Below are 21,174 nucleotides of genomic sequence, written 5' to 3'. Positions count from 1 at the left end.
GGAGGAGAAGAGATGGACAGGGGAAGACGATTATTCGGCGTACTGCTGATCGCACTCAGCGTCCTGCTGCTGATTTCCTGGGAACGGTGGGGACGCAGCCGGTTCGTCTACGATGATGTGCTGGTGCTCCGGGAAAACGTGCAGAAGGGAAGCGTCATCACGGAGCGGATGCTGACAACCATGCGCATGGAGCATGCCGGCAGGGAAGTGCTGGGACCTGCGGACCGGAAATGGCTGATCGGGAAAGCGTCCTCCCAGTTCGTTCACAGCCGTGCACCTCTGTACAGGCCTTACTTCGAAAAGAATGAATATATTACGGGAAGAACTCTGGACCGGTACACATTGAAGATCCCGGAGAACTGGGTGGAGAGCAGTCCGTTTTCCCTCCGGCGGGGGGACCGGGCGATATTCTGGTCCGGAGGAACCCGCATCACTTCCGCACCGGTGGCGGCTACAGATGAACAGGGGAAGACGTTCGAGGTGGTGGTGAGCCGGGAGCAGACCGCTCGGCTGGGCAGGCTTGCGGAGACAGGCGGGAAATTCGTCATTTCCTGCAGCAGATAAGGAGGGGGACATGGCGGAGATGATCACATTTCTGGGCGGGGACAGCCGGGTGGGCTGTTCGATGCTGGTTCATGCGGCAGCAGAGGCTCTGACGGCGCAGAAGAAGAAGGTTCTGGTGATCGGTGCGTCCGGGAAATTCGGCGATGATTTCTTCCAGAACCGGGAGAAGAAGTCCGTCGATGACCTGCGGGCGAATCTGATCAGCGGAAATCTGGAGGAGGAAGAACTCAGGGAAGTTCTGGTGAAGGAGAAGGACTACTGGATTCTTCCGGACGTGAGAGATCCCGTGGCTGCAGCGTATTATCCGGAGAACTGCTGGGATCCGCTCCGGCATCTGACCGGGGACTTCGATCACGTTTTGTTCGATGCGGGAAGTGATGTCCGGCTGGGAACGGTCATTTCCGCCCTGACCATGGCGGAAGAGCGCTACTTCGTTGTGACCCAGCAGGAGAAGACAGTGAACCGGTTTCGGTGTGCATCGGAGAAAGTGCTGAAGCCTCTGGGATTGACGGGAAAACTGGTTGTGAATCAGTATCAGAAAGCGGCTTCGCTGGCCTCTTCCGGGGAAATCAGCCGGTTCACGGGGTATGCGGTCGGAGGGGTAATTCCTTTCGTGAATTACGGATGGCAGGCAGAGCTGGAACACTGCACCCTCATGGGAAACGGCCGGTACGCCCGGGGCGTCCGGCAGCTGGCGGCACAGTTCGGCAGGGAGGAAGGCCGGACGGGACGCAGAAAGGAGAAGCGGGGATGGATCGGAAATTTGATCTCCAGGAATATATGAACCGGGAACTGCCGGAATCCCGGGGGACGGGCAGCACGGAGGAGGAGATCTTCCGGGGCGTGCTGGATATGGTGAGCCGGCAGTTTGATCTGGACTGGGAACGGACCGATGACCAGGCGAAGAACATGAAGCTGGAGAGGGAGAAACGGGCCATCATCGGGTATGACCGGGAGGTGAAGTATTACAAGGCCCGGATACAGGAGATTCTCCAGGAACGTCACATGATGAAATGCCGGTTTCCCCCCTGGTATCCCTCGCTCACGGAGGCGGTATTTGCGGAGCTGTACGGTCTGGCAGGTCTGGCTCCCTGGGCTTATGACATGCAGGAGAAGTACCGACGGTCATCTTCGGCGAAACTGATCGGGGACCGTCTGTATTGTCTGATTGACGGCCGTTCCCAGCTGCAGCCCCAGAGGATTCCGGAGAAACGGCGGATTCAGCTGAAGCGGTCTCTGCTTCTGGCGTCACCGGCGGAGCGGATGGAGTACGGGTTTCATGAACTTTATCTGGTGAACGGCATTCGAATCACCATTTACTCCGGGGATCGGACGAAAGAGGGGCAGGATGTTATGGTATTCCGGAAATATGTGATGCGGGATCTGTCCTTTGAAGCGATGGTCCGGCTGGGAACGATCCCGCCGGAGGCGCCGGCACTTTTCCGGGTGATGATCCGTCTGGGGTTCAATGTGATCTTCGGCGGTCAGGTCCGGTCCGGGAAGACGACCTTCCTGCAGACCTGGCAGAAATATGAGAACCGGGAGCTGGAAGGAATGGCGATCGCCACGGACCCGGAGACCCCCTGGCATGAGCTGATGCCGGAGGCGCCGCTGATGCAGCTGGTGGCGGACGGTCCCCGCCTGGAAGAAATCACGAAGTCGCTGCTCAGGGGAGACAATGATTATATTCTCCTGGAGGAAATGCGGGATGCGGCTGCTTTCCGGCTGGCTCTGGACATCACCTCCACCGGAACGATGCGGTCCAAGGCCACTATTCATGACAATGATGCGGTCAGCATTCCTTACCGCATGGCATCGAAGATCCGGGAGCGGTACGGCGGAGACCTGAATGCGCTGATCGCCAGTGTGTTTCAGAATTTTGACTATGTCATCGAGCTTTGTCAGGACCCGGTGAACCGCTCGAAGAAAATCATGAAAGGAATCGTGGAGCTGAGTTATGATCCGGAGCGGGATCAGGTGAGTGCGGTGCGGATCTGCCGTTACGACTTTTCCCGGGGAATCTGGCTCTGGCGGGGCGTGATCAGCCCCGATGTGGCCCGGAAGGTGGCCGGAGACGATGGACTTCCGGAAATGGAGCGGATTCTCCGGGAACTGGAAGAACAGTCGCCGGACCCGGCGCCGTCGGTACTGCATCCGGCGTATTATCACGGAGGTGCAGAATGATCGTGAACGGACTGATATACGGAATGTTTCTCGGCGGGGTGCTGCTGAGTCAGTATCCGCTTCTCATGAGTACGCTGCACGGGCTGCTGTTCCGGCTGCGCATCCGGGCGGATCTGATCCGGCGGCCCGAGACCGCCCGTTACCGGGCGTACGGTCCGTTTCTGTCCCATATCTGCAAGCTGACGGAGAGTACCGGCATGTCCGGGCTTTTCGGACGGCCGGAGGTGTTCGTTCGAATATCCGTCCTGCTGGGTGCGGGCATCGCCGGAGCGCTTAACTGGGTCACCGGTCCGGTTTTCGCCGTCATAACGGGGATATTTTCGGCCCTGCTTCCTTATATGGGACTCCGTCTGAAGCTGAATCAGAAACGAGTGGGCAGTTCTCGGGAAGGAGATACCATGCTCCGGGAACTGCTCAGCTGCTATAAGATTCATGACAGCAACATGAAGGAGGCCATCGAAGCGGCAGCGGCCGGTCTGGAGGGGGCACCCCATGCGAAGCGGCTGCTGTATGATCTGGCAGGCGGTTTGAACCGTTCGTATACGAGAGAAGATATCCGCCGGGAGCTGGATGTATTTCGTTATTCTCTGGACACCGCCTGGGGCGGAGCGCTGACCCAGATCATCTACTTTGCCATGGTCCGGGGCATCCGGGTGACGGATTCTCTGGAGGATCTCACCGTGTCTCTGATCCGCAGCCGGGAGGTGGTGGAACATGCGAAGCGGGAGAACAGTGAGTCGGTGCTGATGCTCCGGTATCTGGCGCCAATATGCTATCTGCTGTCCGTTTTCTGTGCCTGCCGGTTCTTCGGATTCACACCGGCCCGGTTCCTGCATTATCAGTTCGGCACGAAGCTGGGGCTGGAGTGGTTCATTATTCTGACCGGGGCGTTTGTACTGGGAACGGCGGTTTCAGCTGTCCTTTCCCGGGAGAAGATGGATATCTGACAGGAGGCGAAGGGGATGAGAAGAAGGAGAATACCGGTACTGTACATTCGCAGACTTCGGCGATACGGAAGGGTCAGGAAACGGATCGAAGACAGCAGGGAAGCGTTCCGGCAGAGGATCCGGCGCTGGAAACGGCGGGCGGCCGAACAGGAGATTTTCTCCAGCTGCGTCCTCTTGAAGAATCTGGCTATTGTGCGGAAGAATATTCCCATGTCCGGGGACTATATGCTGGAGCAGCTGATGGAAAACAGTTATCTGCTGAAGCCGGTTTATCACGAAATTCTGTTCCGGCTCCGGAGCGGAGCCGGAAGCGCCGCCTTCGATGCCATGACGGAGCAGATCGATACCCGGTCCGCCTCAGCTTTTGCGATGATTCTTGGAAAACTGGAGCAGATTAATCCGGCGGAATTGGTGACGGCCATGGAGTCCTTCGAAGAGACATTCCGGGGGGAACGGGTCACCCGGGCCATGCGCCGGACGAATGTGAAATCCCTGCTGACCACGGTCTGTGCTATGACTGCGATTTTTGCCATACTCATGAATTTTGTCGTTGTGGTGGTGTTCATGGACATGTTCGCCATGCTGGGACAGATCAGCGGGATGTGAGTCCTGCCGGAGGAGGCGGAATGACAGGGCCGGAAAGGAGGAGGAAAATGAAGAACCTGATTATCATTATCGGAACCATTCTGCTGGGGGTAATCATTGTGAATACCATGATCCTGGGGGATGAAGGAAGCCTGAAGAGCGCTGCGGAGGACATGGTGGCGGTGGGAAGCAGCGCCGTAGAGTCCATCGGCGGCGCTTTCGGGGAATGAAACAATTTCGAGTAAACGGGAGGCAACATGAAGGATATGATCATCACAGTGGGCATGATCCTGCTGGCCTGCATTCTGTTCGGCATGATTGCGGGGGATCATGACAGTCTGAGAATCGGGGCAAAACATGTTCTGGAGCAGGCGATCCGGCAATATGAAGGGATGACAGCATGAAGAATCTGATTACGGCGGTGCCCTGCATCGTGATTCTGCTGGCGATCCTGATGGAGTTCGTTCAGATGGAAGCCGTGTATTCGAAAGTGATCCGGGCGGAGGCTGCCATCGAAAATTTTCGGCAGGAAGTCCGGGCAGAGGGCTGCGTGACGGGAGAACGGGAAACCGCCCTGCGGCGGGAGTTGGTGAAAATCACCGGATGCCGGGAGAAAGAGGTGGAAATCGGCGGAACCAGGGAACGGACGGAGCGGCCGGGGCGGATCCGCTTCCGGGTGCTGTTTCCGGTGAAGCCTGCACTGGGAGCGGCCGGTTTCTGGGGGATTCCTTCGGACCGGAACCGCTTCCGGTACCGGGCGGACCGCTCCTGCATCAGTGAATATCTGCCGGAGAAGAAGGAAGAAAGAAAAGAGAAGGAAGGGAAAGACCGTGAGGAATCTCATCATGACCACAGCTATTCTGCTGTTCGGAATCACGCTTCTGACGATGGAGAGTCGGATGGAGGAAGTCCTCCTGCTCCGTCAGAGAATGGCCGCCGAGACCGATAACGCCGCCTGTGGGGCCCTGCTCGGGGGACCGGCGGCGGGGGAATCTCTGCTGCGGTCTGCATTTCCGGAAGAGATGGCTTCCGGCAGAATGAAAGCCCGGATTACCCGGGAGCCGGGGAAGGCGCCCCGGGCGGAGATTATTCTGACCCGAAAGGATCTTCGGATCGTATCAGAATACCGGATGGAAAGGAATATGCCCTGCCGGAGCCGGTTTTCTATCGGATCGTCCCGGGAAAAGGAGGAAGAGACATCGATTTCCGGTGAATAGCATTCAATAGCATTCGCAAAAAATCTTCGGCTGTGCTATCATATACGGGTTAACAGTTCTGTCCTGCAGGACAGGAGAAGAGGAGAAATATATGACAGCACCTGATCCCATTGCATTCACCATTATGGGTCTGCAGATACGGTGGTACGGAATTCTGATCGCCACGGGTTTCGTTCTGGCGATTCTGATCAGCTATTTCCGGGCGCCGAAACACGGCATTGAAAGTGAGCACATCCTGGATTTCGCCATCTGGATGATCCCGTTTTCCATCATCGGCGCCAGACTCTATTATGTGATTTTCAGCTGGGATATGTACCGGGATAATCCGGTTTCCGCACTGGACATCCGGGCGGGAGGGCTGGCCATTCACGGCGGATTGATTGCGGGTACCGTTGTGGGGGTAGTGGTCTGCCGGCACTATCACATTCATCTGCTGGAACTGGCGGATCTGGTGTTTCCGCAGGTGGCGCTGGCCCAGTCCATCGGACGATGGGGGAATTTCTTTAATTCGGAGGCCCACGGCGGCCCGACGAATCTTCCCTGGGGTATTATGGTGGACGGCGTGAAGGTGCATCCCACTTTCCTGTATGAATCGATCTGGTGCTTCGGACTGTTCTTCTTCCTGCTCTGGATGGACCGGAGAAGGTCGTTCCGTGGACAGATCGCCTGTCTGTACGGTATGCTGTATTCCTTCGAACGTTTTTTCGTGGAAGGGCTGCGTACGGACAGTCTGATGATCGGACCTTTCCGGCAGGCACAGGTGCTGAGCGTCTGCGCGTTCGCATTTTGTCTCGGACTGTATCTATATCTGAAAAAAAGAGAGAAACATAAGAAGGAGTCAGTATCATGAAGCTGGGTATCATCGGTCTCCCGAATGTCGGGAAGAGCACACTTTTCAACGCAATCACCAAGGCGGGGGCAGAGGCGGCGAACTATCCGTTCTGCACCATCGAGCCGAATGTCGGGGTCGTGACGGTGCCGGATCCGAGGATCAGGCGGCTTCATGAAATATATAATTCGAAGAGAACGATCTATACGACAATTGAGTTCTGTGACATCGCCGGTCTGGTGAAGGGCGCATCCCAGGGGGAAGGTCTGGGAAATAAATTCCTGGGTCATATCCGGGACGTGGCGGCGATCGTGCACGTGGTGAGATGTTTTGAAGATGAAAATATCGTCCACGTGTCCGGCAAGATCGATCCTCTGGCGGATATCGAGACCATCAACACGGAGCTGATTCTGGCGGACATCGAGGTGCTGGAGAAGCGCATCGGCAAGGTGGCCAAGGTGGCACGCAATGACAAGGAAGCGGCCAGAGAACTGGCCATTCTGGAGAAGGTGAACGCCTTCCTGGCGGAGGGAAAATCTGCCCGGGCCATGACGGACCTGGACGAGGAGGAGGCCGGCTTTGTGGAAGGTCTGAATCTGCTTTCCTACAAGCCGATTATCTATGTGGCGAATGTGAGTGAAGATGATGCGGCGGATGCCGAATCCAACGGCTATGTGCAGAAGGTGAAGGAGTTCGCCGCTTCGGAAGGTGCCCAGGCGGTGACGATCTGTGCGGAAATCGAACAGGAAATCTCCGAGCTGGACGATGACGAGAAAGCGGATTACCTGCAGGAACTGGGCATCGAGGAGTCCGGGCTGGACAAGCTGGTAAAGGCCTCCTACCGCCTGCTGAACCTCATTTCCTTCCTGACGGCGGGAGAGGACGAGTGCCGGGCCTGGACAATCACGGAAGGCACCAAGGCGCCGCAGGCGGCCGGAAAGATTCACACAGACTTCGAGCGCGGGTTTATCCGGGCGGAGACCATCGGATATGACACATTCATTGACCAGTGCGGCGGCAGCATGACCCGGGCGAAAGAATTGGGACTGCTGCGCTCCGAGGGAAAGGAATATGTGGTGAAGGACGGCGATATTATCACATTCCTGTTTAATGTATAGTAATCGGTCCGTGACCGGTTCCAACGGAGGAGAGATCTGTCTTCAGGTCTCTCTTTTTTCGTGGGAGAAACGGGAGGAGGGACAAAAAAATGACATGTAAACGGCCGCATTCCCCTGTGGGAGTGGTTCTGTTGATCATAGGGGTCGTCTGTCTGCTGCTGATCGGTGTGGAAGCCGGGGAGGTGCTTCGATACCGCAGCGCGTTACAGACTTCGGAGCGGACGTTCCGTCGGATGGAAAGCCGTGTTTCGGAGCCTTCCGCATCCGGAGGGGAGGGGAAGGCCTGCCGGCTCCCGGGGAAGAACGGCGGGCCGGGGCGGGACTATCGGGAACTGATTCGTTCCCGGAACGGAGCGGATCTGGCAGGCTGGATCCGGGTGCCGGGCACCGGGATCAGCTACCCTGTTATGTACGTGAAAGGAAATAATACGAAATATCTGCATCGTGATTTTTATGGGAAAGCATCTCCGGAAGGGGTTCCGTTTCTGGAAGGGCGGTCGGACCCATGCAAAACCGGGAATCTCATGATCTACGGGCACCACATGCGCAGCGGGGCTGTGTTCGGCAGGCTGGAGGAGTATTTTGGATCCCGGGCAGGCCGCAGGCGGCATCCGGCGCTCTGGTTCGACCGGATTCACCGGGATGGCAGCAGCACACGCGAATATTATCGCGTGTGCTGTTCCTTTTTTGCCGATACCAGGAAGCAGCCCTGCTATCTGGATTACAGCGGGATTTACACCCGGTCCGGCATGAAACGTTATCTGAGACTGGTGGGAGCGGGGAAAATGCCGGCGTCTTCCCGGACGCTGACATTATCCACCTGCGCTTATCATATACCGCGGCCCTACGGCCGTTTCGCTGTTGTTTTCGTTCGGAAGGAGTGATGTATGGAAAAATGGAGAAAACGGGATCGGACACCGGCCCTGTTTGTGGTTGTATTGATCTTAATCGCAATTGCTTCGGTCTGTACCGGGAAGGTCTATGCCGCAGAAGGATCCGGAAATGCCGCCCGGGGCGGTGCCCGGGCGGAGAATTACCGCAGTGCCCATGGACATTATTCCACATGGGAGCACATGAACAAGGCGTTCTGGGTGCCGAATGAATATGCTAATGGCATTCAGCAGACATCGAAGAAACTGGATGGAAGAACGCCCACGTACAGCGCCTTTGGCGAATCGTTCCAGGGAGACAAAATCCATGGGGCACTGGATCGGATTGCCGGGGATGCCAGGGACGGAAAACTGGACCAGCGGGTTCGCACGTCCTATGTATGGCGCAGTCCGGAGAAAATAGTCGGCTTCAACCTGGAGAAAATCCGGAAGGGAGAGGCCGGAGTCCGAATCGGCAATCTGAAAATTTACAACAACCGGGAGAAAAAATTCGATTACATCGATATGAAGATCACGATCATGAACTGGACGGAGCCGAATGTGGAGCGCAGCATGAAGTATGTGTTCATCAGCCGTCATGCGATGCCGCACACCTTCGTCTACGGCACCGGTGATCTGGATCTGAAATATGAATTCTTCCGGGCAGGCACGGATACGAAGTACCCCATTTCATCGAATCTGACGTTCGGAGATATTGATGCCGGTCAGACGGTCACCTTCCGGGGAGCGAAAGCACCGGCATATCTCTGCGTTGCTCATGACACGAATCTGGATTTCGCAGCATCGGAAGAAAGCGTAACCTTCGGTCAGGGAACGAGGAATTGGGAAGAGCATGATAACGATCCGAAGGATGCCTGCGGATTTTATTTCAAGGACGAATCCGCCTTCCGGCTTCGCTTCGGCACGAGCCGGGGCGGCAGCGGTTACTGGTCCTATTACTTCATCAATGCTTACGGCATGGCGGACCTGGAACCGAATGAGCCGTATAAGCGGGTCAGTGACAGCGATGAAGAAAATGTAACCGGCAATCGGCTGCTGCGGCCGGATGAGGTGTACACCATTGATGTCAGTCATCAGGTTGGTGCAGGCTATGCGCCGTCAACCTACTTCGATCAGTATGTTCTGTCCGATGAACTGGAGGATGTCCTGCAGCCGGTGGATGCAGTGGTTCTGCAGGACGGGGTGAATTCCAGCGGGTTTCGGATTGCCGTAGACGGTCAGAAGGTAACGGCGGCTGCTATGGATGGCGCACTGGACAATGCGGATTTCTATGATCACCTGTATACACTGCGTATCCGAGTGAAGATCAATACGGACAAGTACCCGACGCAGGAATCCCTGCGCACTCTGACCAGCCGTTACGGCGAGAAGAAACCGCTTCTCAGTGAGGATGGTCTGACCCTCAGGATGCTGGACCAGGGAGAACTGAAAGTCCATACCCGGACCGGCCATACGTATCGGAAAACCACCAATGAGACCGTCACGGAAGTGGGGCTGCCCGGTGCAGAAGATGGTCCGAAGAACCCGGGCATTCTGGTGACAAAATCGGCAGAGCCCTATGAATTTCAGGTTGGAGACCACATTCCGTATCGGGTGACCTTCACCCAGAAAAATCCGAAGGCGGAAGCCTACCGGGTATACGTGAAAGACACGGATTTCCCGAACGGGTTCCGGATTGACCCCGAGAGCCTTTCGGTCAGCGGCGCTTCCGGAAAATACGAAGTCGCTGTGACAGAGAACGGAAACGGATTCGAATACCGGGCAGATCATCTGAAGTACGGAGAGACCGTAACGCTGACCTTCACAGGCACAGCGGACAGAACGCTGAACGGCACAGTGATGAAGAATACCGTGACGGCGGGAGCGTGGGGTGTTCCGGAGAAAACTGCTTCGGAAACGGTATATATTAATTCCCCGAAGATGCATGTGACGAAGCAGGCATCCAAGACGACGGGGGATCCGTCCGGGAAGTATTCCACCGGTGATACCATCAGCTATACTGCAGAGATCACTCAGATCAACGGGGGATGCTTCATGCGGGATATCTGTGCGGCGGATACGATCGAAACGAAAGGTGTCTCACTGCAGAAAGGTTCTGTGGAGGCTGAGGATGAGAACGGCCGCTCCATGGAGAAAGGAAAGGATTATGAACTGAAGTACGATTACGACAAGGAAGGGGCTTTAAAGGGCTTTACGGTTCGATTCCTGGGAGAATACCGGAATATGGGCGGCCCGGACGGCACGATTCCTGCCACGGAGGATCCAAGGGGCCGGACGGCTGCCTACCGGACGAAGACGGACTACGAAAACCTGGCGCTGAAGAGGCGAATCACCCTGTCCTACAGTGTTGTTGTGGATGATGAGAACCTGGGAGGAGATGTGGTGAAGAATCGGATCACCGTGCCGGCGACCCTGAACACGAACGGAGATCTCATTCGTGATGACGACAAGATTCCGTCCGGAGGCGATTCAGATGAAAATACGGCAGGCATCAAGGGACCGGTGCTGAAAATCACCAAATCCAGTGACAAAGGGATTTACCATCCGGGAGATACTGCAATGTACACTCTGGAATTACGGCAGATCCGGGACAATGTCCTGGCGAAGAATGTGACTTTTACAGACCAGTTTGATTCGAAGGCCGGGGTCTATGATCTGTCCAAGGCCCGGGTGACCATGGAGGACCAGGATATCACAAGGGATTGTTCGTTCCGGAAGAATGAGGAGGGAAACGGATTCCGTCTGGAAACCCATCATGATCTGCCGTTTGGCGTGACGATGCGGGTGACCTATCCGGTGAAAATTCCGGAGAACGCAGGGAAAGGAGAAAAACTCCGGAATGTGATCATCGGTGCATCAGACAACGGGGAGCCGGTGAAAACGGATCACACCGTGACCGTGGACGTTCCGGACCCGGCGCCGGGGAAAGAAGATCCGAAGCCGAACGGGAATGATCCGGCGGGGAATCCGGATAAACCGGGGCAGAACCAGCCCGGAAAACAGGATAATCCGGCGCAGGATAATCCGCCGCAGAATCAGACTGTGAAACCGGACAACCCAGCACCGGATCAGGCAAAAAAACCGGACAAATCGAAGGAAGAAACCGTGGAAAAGACGAAGACGCAGAAATCCCGGGATGATGGGAAGGGACCGCTGGTTCAGACAGGAGACCGCTTCGATATGAGGCGGCATGTTCTGATAATCAGTGGTGCAGCAGTCGTGCTCATGCTGGTGTGCATTCTGGCGTTCCGGGAAAAGCGCAGAACGTCGAAACGGAGATAAGTAGTGATATGTAGTAATTTCTGATATTCGGGGCCGTGGGAGCCGGTACGGATCAGATCGACAGAGAACCGGTAAACGGGGGACGATACGCCTCGTTTACCGGTATCTCGAAAAAAAACGGTTTCATGGAAATTTTCTTCTTCCCATGAATCGGATCGTGTGATATAATAACTTTTGTTGCTCGTCAGAGCACCCGGGCGATTGCGCCGCACAGAGGAGTGCCTTTCCGAAGGTGCAGCAGGAAAGATCCTTTCCCGAATGTGCTTGCAGAAGAACATCAGAAAGTTCTTGACAGAAACGTGTCGCTTTGGTAATATAGTTCGCGTAGTCGGTTTTCACGAGAAGCTGTCTGCGAGAGAATATGGCGGTGTAGCTTAGTTGGCTAGAGCGTCCGGTTCATACCCGGAAGGTCGGTGGTTCGACTCCACTCGCCGCTATTTTCAGGGCGTTTAGCTCAGCTGGGAGAGCATCTGCCTTACAAGCAGGAGGTCATAGGTTCGAGCCCTATAACGCCCACCATATTTGGCCAAGTAGTTCAGTTGGTTAGAATGCCAGCCTGTCACGCTGGAGGTCACGAGTTCGAGCCTCGTCTTGGTCGCCAATTTTTTTCGACTTGCGTAAGTCAAACACATGTGTTATGATAATGCATGTGCCACATGGTGGGTGTCGTCAAGTGGTTAAGACACAGGATTGTGATTCCTGCATGCGTGGGTTCAAATCCCACTACCCACCCTTGAATTTCATAATATGCAGTATTGGGGTATCGCCAAGCGGTAAGGCAATGGATTCTGATTCCATCATGCGCAGGTTCGAATCCTGCTACCCCAGCCAATTTTTCAGGACATGATTGAACATCATGTCCTGCGCATATGGCGGCATAGCCAAGTGGTAAGGCAAAGGTCTGCAAAACCTCTATCCCCCGGTTCGAATCTGGGTGCCGCCTCCATAAGAATCCCGTAACCTGTCGGTTCCGGGATTCTTTTATGTCCGGAGTACTCGGAGTGACTGTCGGATGCGGAAGCCGCCGCGGCCGGGCGGTGCATCTGTTTCTTGCAGAGAGGAGGCCGGTATGAACCGGAAACTGTTGGCTCTCAGCCTGACGTCGATCATGATGTTCGGGGCTGGTACTTGCGTCGCAAATGCAGACTATTATCCGAAAGATCCGAATCTCAGATCCCGTTCCCTCAGTGCGGCATATGTCAGGGAGGTATATCCGTGGTGCAGGAAGGTGAAACGGGTCCGGTACGGAAAATCCGGAATGAAGGTGATTCGCAGCCGGGCAGGGAAACCGTATGTGGTGATTGCCAGTTTTACCAGTTATTCTAAGGGGAATGGGGGGTATTCGAAAAAACACGAATACACGGCGTATAATAAATATGTGAAGCCGGGAAAGAGAGTCGTCTCTTATTATGTGATGAATCCGAAAAATAATCTGGAGGATGACATTGTCGCAGTCATTGATAACGGCATGATCCGGGAGTAATCCGGGCCCGTCGGACGGGGAACCGGAGTGCAGGTGTGTGTCACATCGGTAATCATTAAGATGAATAAAGAATAATTAAGACGGCCTTATAGAAGATTAGGATTCTGTTCTCGTTTTTTCGTGTATTATTACTATACCGAGAGAAATGAGAGGAGGGATCGTATGGAGAAGGTCGTATATAATGCCTGGAATCATTCCGAGGCAGACATGATGGTGGAACTTCTGAAGGAAAACGGCATCGACGCTTTCGTGAAGCATCATGACTTCGGCAGCGATGTATTCGTGGAAGCGGTCCAGGAACGGAACGCTTCGAAGGTCCTCAGCAGATATACCGCTTAGTAACAGAATGCATGAAGAATCAGCACCGTCCGGCTTGGCCGGACGGTGCCTGTTTTTTTGACGATGCTCATGGGGTTGTGGTATGATATCATTTCGTATGAACACGGGTTTGCGGGAGGTGCTCATGAAACTGGAATGGAAGGATGATCTGGATCTGGACATGATCGCAGAGAGCGGACAGTGTTTTCGGTGGCAGAAGACCGGGCAGGAGGGAGAATACCGTATTCCGTTCCGGCGGGAGCTTTTATATATTCGCCACATCGACGATACGCATTTCGATTTATCCTGTACGGAAAGACAGTTCGAACGCACATGGCGTTCATATTTTGACCTTGGAAGGTGTTACCGGGACATCCGCAGTATGGTCTGCGAAGAAGAGGATCCGGTTCTGTACCGTGCCCAGCAGCTGGGGGCGGGAATCCGTGTATTGGGGCAGGATCCCTGGGAGATGCTGATTACGTTCATTATTTCACAGCGGAAGAATATCCCCGCCATCCGACTGGCGGTGGAGAAGCTGGCCAGGGCAGCAGGAGACCCTCTGGAAGGCCGGAACGGGGAAATTGTGTGGAGTTTCCCGACGGCGGAGCAGATTGCCGGAATGTCTGAACAGGCATTGGCGGAGGTGAAGCTGGGGTACCGGGAAAAATATGTGCGGAAAGCGGCGGAAGACGCTGCCGCCGGAAGAATCTGTCTGGAAGAAATGGAACAGATGGATCTGGAATCCTGCGGGAAAGCGCTGCGGGAAATATACGGAGTCGGCCGGAAAGTGGCGGATTGTGTGGCGCTGTTCGGACTGCATCAACTGGATGCATTCCCCCGGGATGTCTGGATTAACCGCGGACTGGCGGAGGATTACGGCGGAGAGGAGAACTTTCCGTATGACAGATATCATCCGTATAACGGAATCATGCAGCAGTATCTTTTTGAATATTTCCGGAACCGGCCGCGGGAGACCGGTTCGTTTCATTGATCGATTTCTTGGAAAGTGGGAGTGAAAATGCCGAAGAACGAGAAGAATGTTTCAGCAGGGGCGAAGTATGGTGCTTCGCAGATTCAGGTCCTGAAGGGGCTGGAACCGGTCCGGGTCCGGCCGGGTATGTATATTGGATCGACAGGAACCCAGGGACTGCATCATCTGGTTTATGAAATCGTCGATAATAGTGTGGACGAAGCGCTGGCCGGATTCTGTCACAATATCGAAGTGACCATTGAGGAAGATAATTCGATTACGGTACAGGACGACGGCCGGGGCATGCCGGTGGACGAGCATCCGAAGGAACATATTCCGGCGGTGGAAGTGATTCATACAATTCTGCATGCCGGCGGCAAGTTCGGCGGCGGAGGATACAAGGTTTCCGGCGGTTTGCACGGCGTAGGTGCCTCGGTAGTAAATGCCCTTTCCACCCATATGATTGTGGAGGTCGCCCGGGACGGAAAGCTCTACCGGATCGAGTTTCAGAGAGGCAAGACGACCAAAAAACTGGAAGTTGTGGGCAAGGCGCGGCGGACCGGATCCAGAACCCGGTTCTGGCCGGACCCCGAGATTTTCGAGACGACAGAGTATCATTATGAAACGCTGTACAAGCATCTGAAGGAAACGGCATTTTTGACGAAGGATCTTCATATTACGCTGGAGGACCGTCGAAGTGGAAAGGAGCGGAAAGACGAATTTCGCTACGAAGGCGGAATCCGGGAATTTGTGGCGGAAACGAATGCGGCCCGGAAGAAGATCCATGAGGATATCATCTATATGGAGGCCCGGGAAGAAGACAAGGAAGCGGAAGTTGCACTGCAGTACACCGACGGTTACTCGGAATCCATTCACTCCTATGCGAATAATATCAATACCACTGAGGGCGGAATGCATCTGACCGGGTTCAAGGCAGCGCTCACCCGGGTGTGCAATGATTTCGGGCATCGGATGAAGGTGCTGAAGGACAGTGAATCTCTGTCCGGCGACGATGTCCGGGAAGGCATTACGGCGGTCATTTCGGTGAAAGTCGCAAATGCAGAGTTCGAAGGGCAGACAAAGGCGAAGCTGGGAAATCCGGAAATGAGGGGCTTCGTGGATTCCATGGTGTCTGAAAACCTTTCGATTTATTTTGAAGAGCATCCGAAACAGGCTCAGGCGATTCTGGAGAAAGCCTCCCGGGCGCTGAAGGCCCGCTCTGCAGCCCGGAAGGCCCGGGATCTGACCCGGCGGAAATCGGCGCTGGATGTGGTATCGGCTCTGCCGGGGAAACTGGCGGACTGTTCGGAGAAGGATCCCTCCCGGTCGGAAATCTTCCTGGTGGAGGGGGACTCTGCGGGAGGATCGGCCAAACAGGGACGGGACCGGAAGAGACAGGCCGTGCTGCCGCTCCGCGGCAAGATTCTGAATGTGGAGAAGGCGGGACAGAATCGGATGCTGAACTCCGAAGAGATCAAGAACATGATCACCGCATTTGGCTGCGGAATCGGGAAGGAGTTCAATGCGGACAATCTCCGGTATCACAAGATCATCATTATGACGGATGCGGATGTGGACGGTGCCCACATCAGGACACTGCTTCTGACCTTCTTCTTCCGGTATATGCCGGAACTCATTGAAGACGGATATGTCTATGCTGCCCAGCCGCCGCTGTTCCGGGACAAGCAGGGAAAGAACATTTATTACACTTACTCGGATGCGGAGCAGGAGGCGGTGCTGGCGAAACTGTCGAAGAAGAAAACCAAGGTGGAAATCCAGCGGTACAAGGGATTGGGAGAAATGGACTTCACCCAGCTCTGGGAGACGACCATGGATTATCAGAATCGTACGCTGATCCGAATTGAGATGGATGATGCGGAGAAGGCAGACCGGGTTTTTTCCATGCTGATGGGAGATAAGGTTCCGCCGAGACGCGCTTTTATTGAAGAAAACGCAAAGAAAGCGACATTGGATCTATAGAGAATCAGGATAAGGGAAAATGGCAAGGAAAACGAAAGAACAGAAAGTCGAATATCATTATGAAACCGAAGACCGGAAGATGAAAGTACACGGTCTGACGGACGAGATGGAGAAAAGTTATCTGGATTACTCCATGAGTGTCATCGTCGGCAGGGCGCTGCCGGATGTCCGGGACGGTATGAAACCGGTGCACCGGCGTATCCTCTATGGTATGCAGCAGCTGGGCATTACGCCGGACAAGCCGCACAAGAAATCTGCCAGAATCGTCGGTGAAGTCATGGGTAAGTATCATCCCCACGGAGATTCGTCCATCTATGATGCGATGGTCCGGATGGCCCAGGATTTTTCCATGCGCTACCCGCTGGTGGACGGTCACGGAAACTTCGGTTCGATTGATGGAGACGGTGCTGCGGCCCAGCGGTATACCGAGGCGAGAATGTCTCCGTTTTCCATGGAGATGGTTCGGGATATTGAAAAGGATACCGTGGATTTCATGCCGAATTTCGACGGTGAGGAAATGGAGCCGACCGTTCTGCCGTCCCGGTATCCGAATCTGCTGGTGAATGGTTCCAGCGGGATTGCCGTCGGTATGGCGACGAATATCCCACCCCACAATCTGGGCGATGCCATTGACGCAGCGGTTTATATGATCGAACACCCGGACTGCACTGTAGATGACCTGATCCCGGTCATCAAGGGACCGGATTTCCCTACAGGTGCACAGATTCTGGGAAAGTCCGGGATCCGGGAATTCTACCGCACCGGCACCGGACGGATCCGGATGCGGGCGAAATGCAGCATTGAGCCCTTCCGCCGGGGGAGAGAGCAGATCATCATCACGGAGATTCCGTACGGCGTGAACAAGGCGAAGATGATCGAGAAAATGGCGGAACTGGTCAAGTCCCGGAAGATCCAGGGTATTACGGAAATCCGGGATGAATCTTCCCGGGAGGGAATCCGGATTGTCATTGAACTCCGGAAGGATGCTAATGCGCAGATCATCCTGAATAATCTGTACAAGTACAGTTCGCTGCAGGAAAATTTCGGTGCGATCATGCTGGCGCTGGTGGACGGCAAACCGAAGACACTGAATCTGCGGGAAGTGCTGGAAGAGTACATTCGATTTCAGAAAGAGGTGGTCACCCGGAGGACGGAATTCGACCTGAAAAAGGCACGGGAACGGGCTCATATTCTGGAAGGTCTGCTCATTGCGCTGGACAATATCGATGAAGTGATCCGGGTGATCCGCAGTGCCTATGATGATGCCCGGGAACAGCTGATGAAGCGCTTCGGTCTGGACCGGGTCCAGGCCCAGGCCATTCTGGATATGCGGCTCGCCCGTCTTCAGGGTCTGGAACGGGAAAAACTCCAGAATGAGTTCGATGAACTGAAGAAACGAATCGCCCGGTATGAAGGGATTCTTGCCAGCGAACGGAAATTGATGCAGGTGATCCGGAAGGAACTGCTGGAAATCCGGAAGAATTGGAGCGACCCGCGGAGAACCGAGATTGTGAAGGATCCGGGAGAACTGGATGAGGATGATCTGATCGTCGAAGAGGATGCCTTTGTCTCTGTTACCGCCCGGGGATATGCAAAACGGGTTCCGGACGTATCCAAGGCGGTGAAACCAATGGAGGATGATTATGTCAAGCATCTCTACCACACCACGACGAAGCAGACGCTGCTGGTATTCACCGATGTAGGGAAGATGTACCGGGTGCCGGTTCTGGATCTGCAGGAATCCACCCGCAGCGTGAAGGGCACGGCTCTGGCGGAGAGCTGCGGATTCCTGACCAGGGAGAATTTCGTGTCTGCCATTGCGGTGGGAGACTTCGACAAAGGATCCGTGTTTGTCATCACCGACGGGGGCGCTGTCAAGCGGATACAGATCAGTGATCTTGATACATCCCGCAGAAATGGTATATCCTATACAAAGTTAAAAGAAAATGAAAAAGTGGTGGACGTGGTCGTGGACAATGGTGAAGATCTGATCCTGGCAACGAAGCGGGGGAAAGGAATCCGGTTCTCCGGAGACGGAATCCGGGCCATGGGCCGGGCGGCGTCCGGCGTCCGGGGAATTCGTCTGGATGACGGAGACCTTGTGACAGCAGTCACGCGCTATGAGCGGGGAAGCGAGATTGTCGCCGCTTCTTCCGGCGGTTTCATCAAGCGGTTCCGTGCCAGCCAGATTCCGCAGCAGGCCAGAGGGGGCAAGGGGGTCTTCCTCTGGGAGAAAAAGAGTTTGAAGATGACCGGTCCTCTGACGGGGATTGTTTCCCGGGATGCAGAGGGCGAAGTCGTCTTCCTGCTGGAGGAAAAGTGTGTCGTAATGAAGGTGGAAGAGGTGCCGGAGGCGACACGGGCAGCGGCGGGTATCCGCTGTGAATTCGGTGAGTCTGTAATTTCCTGCGGGAAGCAGGCGGCACTTCGTTCCACGGAGGATATGCCGGATCCGACAGGACCGGATACGCCTGATACCCCGGACACTTCTGGGCCGGATGCATTGGAAGGAAACACCCCGGACACTTCGGGACCGGATCCGGAGGTGAACGATGGGTCGGAGAAGGACCTTTCGGCGGGAGGACAAGTGGATTTGTTTTCTCAGTTCTGATCGAATAACGGAGTGATATGGAAGACATCAGACAGAAAATCGAGAAAGCGAAGCGGGACGAGGACTGTTTTGCGGAACTGGTGCGGGAGTACGAGAAGCATATTCTCTATGCTGCCTACCGGACCGTGGGACATTACGTCTCGAAGAGCGATGATGAATGGTCTGTCGCAATGATGGCTTTCTATGAGGCAGTCCGTTCCTATGATGCGGAGAAAGGCAGTTTTGTGAAATTCTCGGAGATGGTGATCCGGCGCCGGGTAATCGACCAGCTGCAGCATCATGGGAAGTATCGTCCCGAAGTGACTGCGGACATTGAAGAGGAGTTTTCCAATGAGCCTGCTCCGGAGCCTTCCGGGACGGATAATCCGGTGCGGGACGAAATCGAAGCTTTTTCGGATCTTCTGGAGGAATACGGACTGGTCTTCCGGGATCTTGCGAAATCCTCCCCCAAATCCAGGAAAACGAAGCATTCCTGTGCGCTGGCGGTGCAGGCCCTTCTGGAACATCCGGAACTGACCCGTCAGATGCGCTCCCGCCGTACGCTGCCCATGAAGCAGATCGAAGAAATTTCCGGCGTACCCCGAAAAATTCTGGATCGTCATCGAAAGTATATAATAGCAGCAGCGGAGATCCTGCTGGGCGATTATCCGCATTTGCAGGAATACGTACGATATATCAGGGGGGTGAGAATATGAGGGCGATTGTTCTGTCGTCGGATGACGGCGGCAGTGTGATCCTCGGGTCGGACGGCATCGTGTATGAAGTTGCCGCCGTATATGAAGTCGGGGATACGGTTCACTACACGCCGCGGCGAAGCTATCATATTCTCCGGCGTGCGGCTGCACTGGCCGCCTCATTAGTGATATTGGTATCGGGCATATTCGGCTACTCTTACCAGAATCTGATGGTGTATGCCACCGTTCATGTGGATCAGCTGCCGGGCGTGGAATACCGTCTGAATCGAAGGAACCGGGTTGTGGATATCGTCGGAACCACAGAAATGGCGAAGCACACAGCCAGAATCCTGCGGGAGGGAGGCGCTGTGCAGGTGACACTCACCAAATCCCTGGAGCGTTCTTCGAAACTGACTCATGTCAGAGAACTTTCTGTGGTTGTGAAATGTGACGACTCGAAGGGACTGAAAATCGTTGAGGACGAAACCCGCATGGTTGCGGCAGTGGTCAGTGTGAATCATCAGAATACCGGAAATGCAGTTCCGCAGCCTGCACTGGAGCAGCCGAAGAATGGAGAGCAGGAAACTGCCTCTGAAAATGCTTCCGGAAAGACGGAAAACGGGAAGATGGACAGCGGGACATCGGCGGTTTACGGCAGCAGCGGGAATAAGCAGTCCGTTGCTGCGGATGCAGTCCAGGCGTCCTCCGGCGCTTCGGGCAGTACTGCGGCGGTGGACGGCGCCGGAACAGGATACGCGAATGCTTCTGCGGCGGCCAGGTATCCTTCCTCCGGGTACGGGACAGATACTGCCGGCCGGAAATCCATCAGCCAGAAACCTGAGAAGGTTTCTCTTTCCGATGTAATCAGTCCCGATGCGCAGGTGACACTGATGGATGAGAAGACCGACGGGGAGGAAGCTTCCTCTGCCCGGGAACAGCGATCGGCATCGGAGAATGGAGCGAAGATTTCGGAGCAGAACGGGGAGGAGGAAAGTACGGAGAATACCGGAAACACTTTTTTTGAAAAATAATTTCGGTATGACCCCGAAATTATGGCGAAGTATTCCGAAATCTAATAGTGGTATTGGGAGAGATATTCGTTGGGGGACGAATTGAAAAGCGGTTGTCCCGGGTTTCCGGGCGGCTTTGTGACAGAGAGCGGATTCGGGTGAAATTGTTAGGTGGCCTCCGTCTGCTCACTTTGTTCAAAAGGGGTTAGATGAATAGAGAAGTTCTGCAGCGCAGCCTGCGCTGCAGAATCTTGGACAAGGCATCGCATCTCTCGTTCTAAGCAGCGTTGCTACGCTGTGTGAACACTGCGCATCGGATGTTAGGGCTCGGATGTGCAGTGTTTTTTTATGCCTGCACAGACGGGGTTCCTGACGCCTGTTTCCTGATCCATTCCCGAAATATTTTTGTGAATCGAAATTAACCTTTGCAAATTTAATGCGGGATTGTATACTTTAAAGCGTGCGCTATGAAAATGTCGCACATGCAACAAGTTATTTTTGTTTGAAAGAGA

At 54.9% G+C, this 21,174-nt stretch carries 20 protein-coding genes and 6 tRNA genes; all 26 read left to right on the top strand.

Going from position 1 to position 21,174, the window contains the following annotated elements; translation table 11 throughout:
* Window positions 1-12: 12 nt before the first annotated feature.
* The 26 genes from BLQ24_RS05410 (at window position 13) to BLQ24_RS05305 (ending at window position 20,683) form a co-directional block, all read left to right on the top strand.
* Window positions 13-564 (top strand): hypothetical protein, encoded by a 552-nt coding sequence (locus BLQ24_RS05410; protein WP_090163471.1) that lies wholly within the window; start codon window positions 13-15, stop codon window positions 562-564.
* A 10-nt stretch (window positions 565-574) separates the two neighbouring features.
* Entirely contained in the window at window positions 575-1,348 is a 774-nt protein-coding gene (locus tag BLQ24_RS10100; RefSeq protein WP_163427147.1) for a CpaE/TadZ family protein, read from the top strand.
* A complete protein-coding gene (locus tag BLQ24_RS05405) occupies window positions 1,315-2,748 on the top strand; it encodes an ATPase, T2SS/T4P/T4SS family (protein ID WP_163427148.1) in 1,434 nt (477 codons plus the stop codon). Before BLQ24_RS10100 ends, BLQ24_RS05405 begins: the two co-directional genes overlap by 34 nt.
* Window positions 2,745-3,695 carry a hypothetical protein gene (locus BLQ24_RS05400; protein WP_090163467.1) on the top strand — a complete coding sequence of 317 codons (951 nt, stop codon included), beginning with the start codon at window positions 2,745-2,747 and terminating at the stop codon, window positions 3,693-3,695. The genes BLQ24_RS05405 and BLQ24_RS05400 overlap by 4 nt, the downstream gene beginning before the upstream one ends.
* A gap of 15 nt (window positions 3,696-3,710) precedes the next feature.
* Entirely contained in the window at window positions 3,711-4,301 is a 591-nt protein-coding gene (locus BLQ24_RS05395; protein ID WP_090163465.1) for a hypothetical protein, read from the top strand.
* Window positions 4,302-4,348: 47 nt separating this feature from the next.
* On the top strand, window positions 4,349-4,510 hold the full coding sequence (locus BLQ24_RS10095) for a hypothetical protein (RefSeq protein WP_163427149.1): 162 nt from the start codon (window positions 4,349-4,351) through the stop codon (window positions 4,508-4,510).
* Between the two features lie 27 nt (window positions 4,511-4,537).
* Window positions 4,538-4,684 carry a hypothetical protein gene (locus BLQ24_RS10090; protein WP_163427150.1) on the top strand — a complete coding sequence of 49 codons (147 nt, stop codon included), beginning with the start codon at window positions 4,538-4,540 and terminating at the stop codon, window positions 4,682-4,684.
* Window positions 4,681-5,229 carry a hypothetical protein gene (locus BLQ24_RS05390; protein WP_090163463.1) on the top strand — a complete coding sequence of 183 codons (549 nt, stop codon included), beginning with the start codon at window positions 4,681-4,683 and terminating at the stop codon, window positions 5,227-5,229. Before BLQ24_RS10090 ends, BLQ24_RS05390 begins: the two co-directional genes overlap by 4 nt.
* Complete coding sequence (locus BLQ24_RS05385; RefSeq protein WP_163427151.1) at window positions 5,180-5,497, top strand: hypothetical protein; 318 nt, start codon at window positions 5,180-5,182, stop codon at window positions 5,495-5,497. Before BLQ24_RS05390 ends, BLQ24_RS05385 begins: the two co-directional genes overlap by 50 nt.
* A gap of 91 nt (window positions 5,498-5,588) precedes the next feature.
* Window positions 5,589-6,347: a prolipoprotein diacylglyceryl transferase gene (gene lgt / locus BLQ24_RS05380; protein WP_090163459.1), complete on the top strand. Its 759-nt coding sequence runs from the start codon at window positions 5,589-5,591 to the stop codon at window positions 6,345-6,347.
* Window positions 6,344-7,444 carry a redox-regulated ATPase YchF gene (gene ychF / locus BLQ24_RS05375; protein WP_090163456.1) on the top strand — a complete coding sequence of 367 codons (1,101 nt, stop codon included), beginning with the start codon at window positions 6,344-6,346 and terminating at the stop codon, window positions 7,442-7,444. Before lgt ends, ychF begins: the two co-directional genes overlap by 4 nt.
* Before the next feature lie 89 nt (window positions 7,445-7,533).
* The gene (locus tag BLQ24_RS05370) at window positions 7,534-8,328 is read left to right on the top strand and encodes a class B sortase (protein ID WP_090163454.1); all 795 of its coding nucleotides are present in this window, start codon (window positions 7,534-7,536) and stop codon (window positions 8,326-8,328) included.
* 3 nt (window positions 8,329-8,331) lie between these two features.
* Window positions 8,332-11,616 carry a DUF11 domain-containing protein gene (locus BLQ24_RS05365; RefSeq protein ID WP_090163452.1) on the top strand — a complete coding sequence of 1,095 codons (3,285 nt, stop codon included), beginning with the start codon at window positions 8,332-8,334 and terminating at the stop codon, window positions 11,614-11,616.
* Between the two features lie 363 nt (window positions 11,617-11,979).
* Window positions 11,980-12,053: transfer RNA gene (locus tag BLQ24_RS05360), tRNA-Met, on the top strand.
* A 6-nt stretch (window positions 12,054-12,059) separates the two neighbouring features.
* A tRNA-Val gene (locus tag BLQ24_RS05355) sits at window positions 12,060-12,135 on the top strand.
* Window positions 12,136-12,140: 5 nt separating this feature from the next.
* Window positions 12,141-12,217, top strand: a tRNA-Asp gene (locus BLQ24_RS05350).
* A 58-nt stretch (window positions 12,218-12,275) separates the two neighbouring features.
* Window positions 12,276-12,348: transfer RNA gene (locus BLQ24_RS05345), tRNA-His, on the top strand.
* 24 nt (window positions 12,349-12,372) lie between these two features.
* Window positions 12,373-12,447: transfer RNA gene (locus BLQ24_RS05340), tRNA-Gln, on the top strand.
* Between the two features lie 40 nt (window positions 12,448-12,487).
* Window positions 12,488-12,562 (top strand) — tRNA-Cys (locus tag BLQ24_RS05335).
* A gap of 123 nt (window positions 12,563-12,685) precedes the next feature.
* On the top strand, window positions 12,686-13,099 hold the full coding sequence (locus tag BLQ24_RS05330; RefSeq protein WP_143004256.1) for a hypothetical protein: 414 nt from the start codon (window positions 12,686-12,688) through the stop codon (window positions 13,097-13,099).
* A gap of 162 nt (window positions 13,100-13,261) precedes the next feature.
* A complete protein-coding gene (locus BLQ24_RS10085; RefSeq protein ID WP_163427153.1) occupies window positions 13,262-13,438 on the top strand; it encodes a P-loop NTPase family protein in 177 nt (58 codons plus the stop codon).
* A gap of 124 nt (window positions 13,439-13,562) precedes the next feature.
* Window positions 13,563-14,408 (top strand): DNA-3-methyladenine glycosylase family protein, encoded by an 846-nt coding sequence (locus BLQ24_RS05325; protein ID WP_176755865.1) that lies wholly within the window; start codon window positions 13,563-13,565, stop codon window positions 14,406-14,408.
* Between the two features lie 27 nt (window positions 14,409-14,435).
* On the top strand, window positions 14,436-16,367 hold the full coding sequence (gene gyrB / locus BLQ24_RS05320) for a DNA topoisomerase (ATP-hydrolyzing) subunit B (protein ID WP_090163446.1): 1,932 nt from the start codon (window positions 14,436-14,438) through the stop codon (window positions 16,365-16,367).
* Between the two features lie 79 nt (window positions 16,368-16,446).
* Window positions 16,447-18,978: a DNA gyrase subunit A gene (gyrA, locus tag BLQ24_RS05315; protein WP_090163506.1), complete on the top strand. Its 2,532-nt coding sequence runs from the start codon at window positions 16,447-16,449 to the stop codon at window positions 18,976-18,978.
* A gap of 17 nt (window positions 18,979-18,995) precedes the next feature.
* Complete coding sequence (locus tag BLQ24_RS05310; protein ID WP_090163444.1) at window positions 18,996-19,673, top strand: sigma factor; 678 nt, start codon at window positions 18,996-18,998, stop codon at window positions 19,671-19,673.
* Entirely contained in the window at window positions 19,670-20,683 is a 1,014-nt protein-coding gene (locus BLQ24_RS05305) for a hypothetical protein (protein WP_090163442.1), read from the top strand. The genes BLQ24_RS05310 and BLQ24_RS05305 overlap by 4 nt, the downstream gene beginning before the upstream one ends.
* Window positions 20,684-21,174 lie beyond the last annotated feature (491 nt).

This window comes from Eubacterium pyruvativorans, from assembly GCF_900102225.1.
GTDB classification, from domain to species: Bacteria; Bacillota; Clostridia; order Peptostreptococcales; family Anaerovoracaceae; genus Aminicella; species Aminicella pyruvativorans.
The sequence above is the reverse complement of the archived record's forward strand: the minus strand, read 5'-3'. Positions and strand labels throughout refer to the sequence as shown.

Coding starts and splice junctions, on each gene's coding strand:
- BLQ24_RS05410 (WP_090163471.1), top strand. CDS start 13: ATGGACAGGGGAAGACGATTATTCGGCGTACTGCTGATCGCACTCAGC.
- BLQ24_RS10100 (WP_163427147.1), top strand. CDS start 575: ATGGCGGAGATGATCACATTTCTGGGCGGGGACAGCCGGGTGGGCTGT.
- BLQ24_RS05405 (WP_163427148.1), top strand. CDS start 1,315: ATGGATCGGAAATTTGATCTCCAGGAATATATGAACCGGGAACTGCCG.
- BLQ24_RS05400 (WP_090163467.1), top strand. CDS start 2,745: ATGATCGTGAACGGACTGATATACGGAATGTTTCTCGGCGGGGTGCTG.
- BLQ24_RS05395 (WP_090163465.1), top strand. CDS start 3,711: ATGAGAAGAAGGAGAATACCGGTACTGTACATTCGCAGACTTCGGCGA.
- BLQ24_RS10095 (WP_163427149.1), top strand. CDS start 4,349: ATGAAGAACCTGATTATCATTATCGGAACCATTCTGCTGGGGGTAATC.
- BLQ24_RS10090 (WP_163427150.1), top strand. CDS start 4,538: ATGAAGGATATGATCATCACAGTGGGCATGATCCTGCTGGCCTGCATT.
- BLQ24_RS05390 (WP_090163463.1), top strand. CDS start 4,681: ATGAAGAATCTGATTACGGCGGTGCCCTGCATCGTGATTCTGCTGGCG.
- BLQ24_RS05385 (WP_163427151.1), top strand. CDS start 5,180: ATGGAGGAAGTCCTCCTGCTCCGTCAGAGAATGGCCGCCGAGACCGAT.
- lgt (WP_090163459.1), top strand. CDS start 5,589: ATGACAGCACCTGATCCCATTGCATTCACCATTATGGGTCTGCAGATA.
- ychF (WP_090163456.1), top strand. CDS start 6,344: ATGAAGCTGGGTATCATCGGTCTCCCGAATGTCGGGAAGAGCACACTT.
- BLQ24_RS05370 (WP_090163454.1), top strand. CDS start 7,534: ATGACATGTAAACGGCCGCATTCCCCTGTGGGAGTGGTTCTGTTGATC.
- BLQ24_RS05365 (WP_090163452.1), top strand. CDS start 8,332: ATGGAAAAATGGAGAAAACGGGATCGGACACCGGCCCTGTTTGTGGTT.
- BLQ24_RS05330 (WP_143004256.1), top strand. CDS start 12,686: ATGAACCGGAAACTGTTGGCTCTCAGCCTGACGTCGATCATGATGTTC.
- BLQ24_RS10085 (WP_163427153.1), top strand. CDS start 13,262: ATGGAGAAGGTCGTATATAATGCCTGGAATCATTCCGAGGCAGACATG.
- BLQ24_RS05325 (WP_176755865.1), top strand. CDS start 13,563: ATGAAACTGGAATGGAAGGATGATCTGGATCTGGACATGATCGCAGAG.
- gyrB (WP_090163446.1), top strand. CDS start 14,436: ATGCCGAAGAACGAGAAGAATGTTTCAGCAGGGGCGAAGTATGGTGCT.
- gyrA (WP_090163506.1), top strand. CDS start 16,447: ATGAAAGTACACGGTCTGACGGACGAGATGGAGAAAAGTTATCTGGAT.
- BLQ24_RS05310 (WP_090163444.1), top strand. CDS start 18,996: ATGGAAGACATCAGACAGAAAATCGAGAAAGCGAAGCGGGACGAGGAC.
- BLQ24_RS05305 (WP_090163442.1), top strand. CDS start 19,670: ATGAGGGCGATTGTTCTGTCGTCGGATGACGGCGGCAGTGTGATCCTC.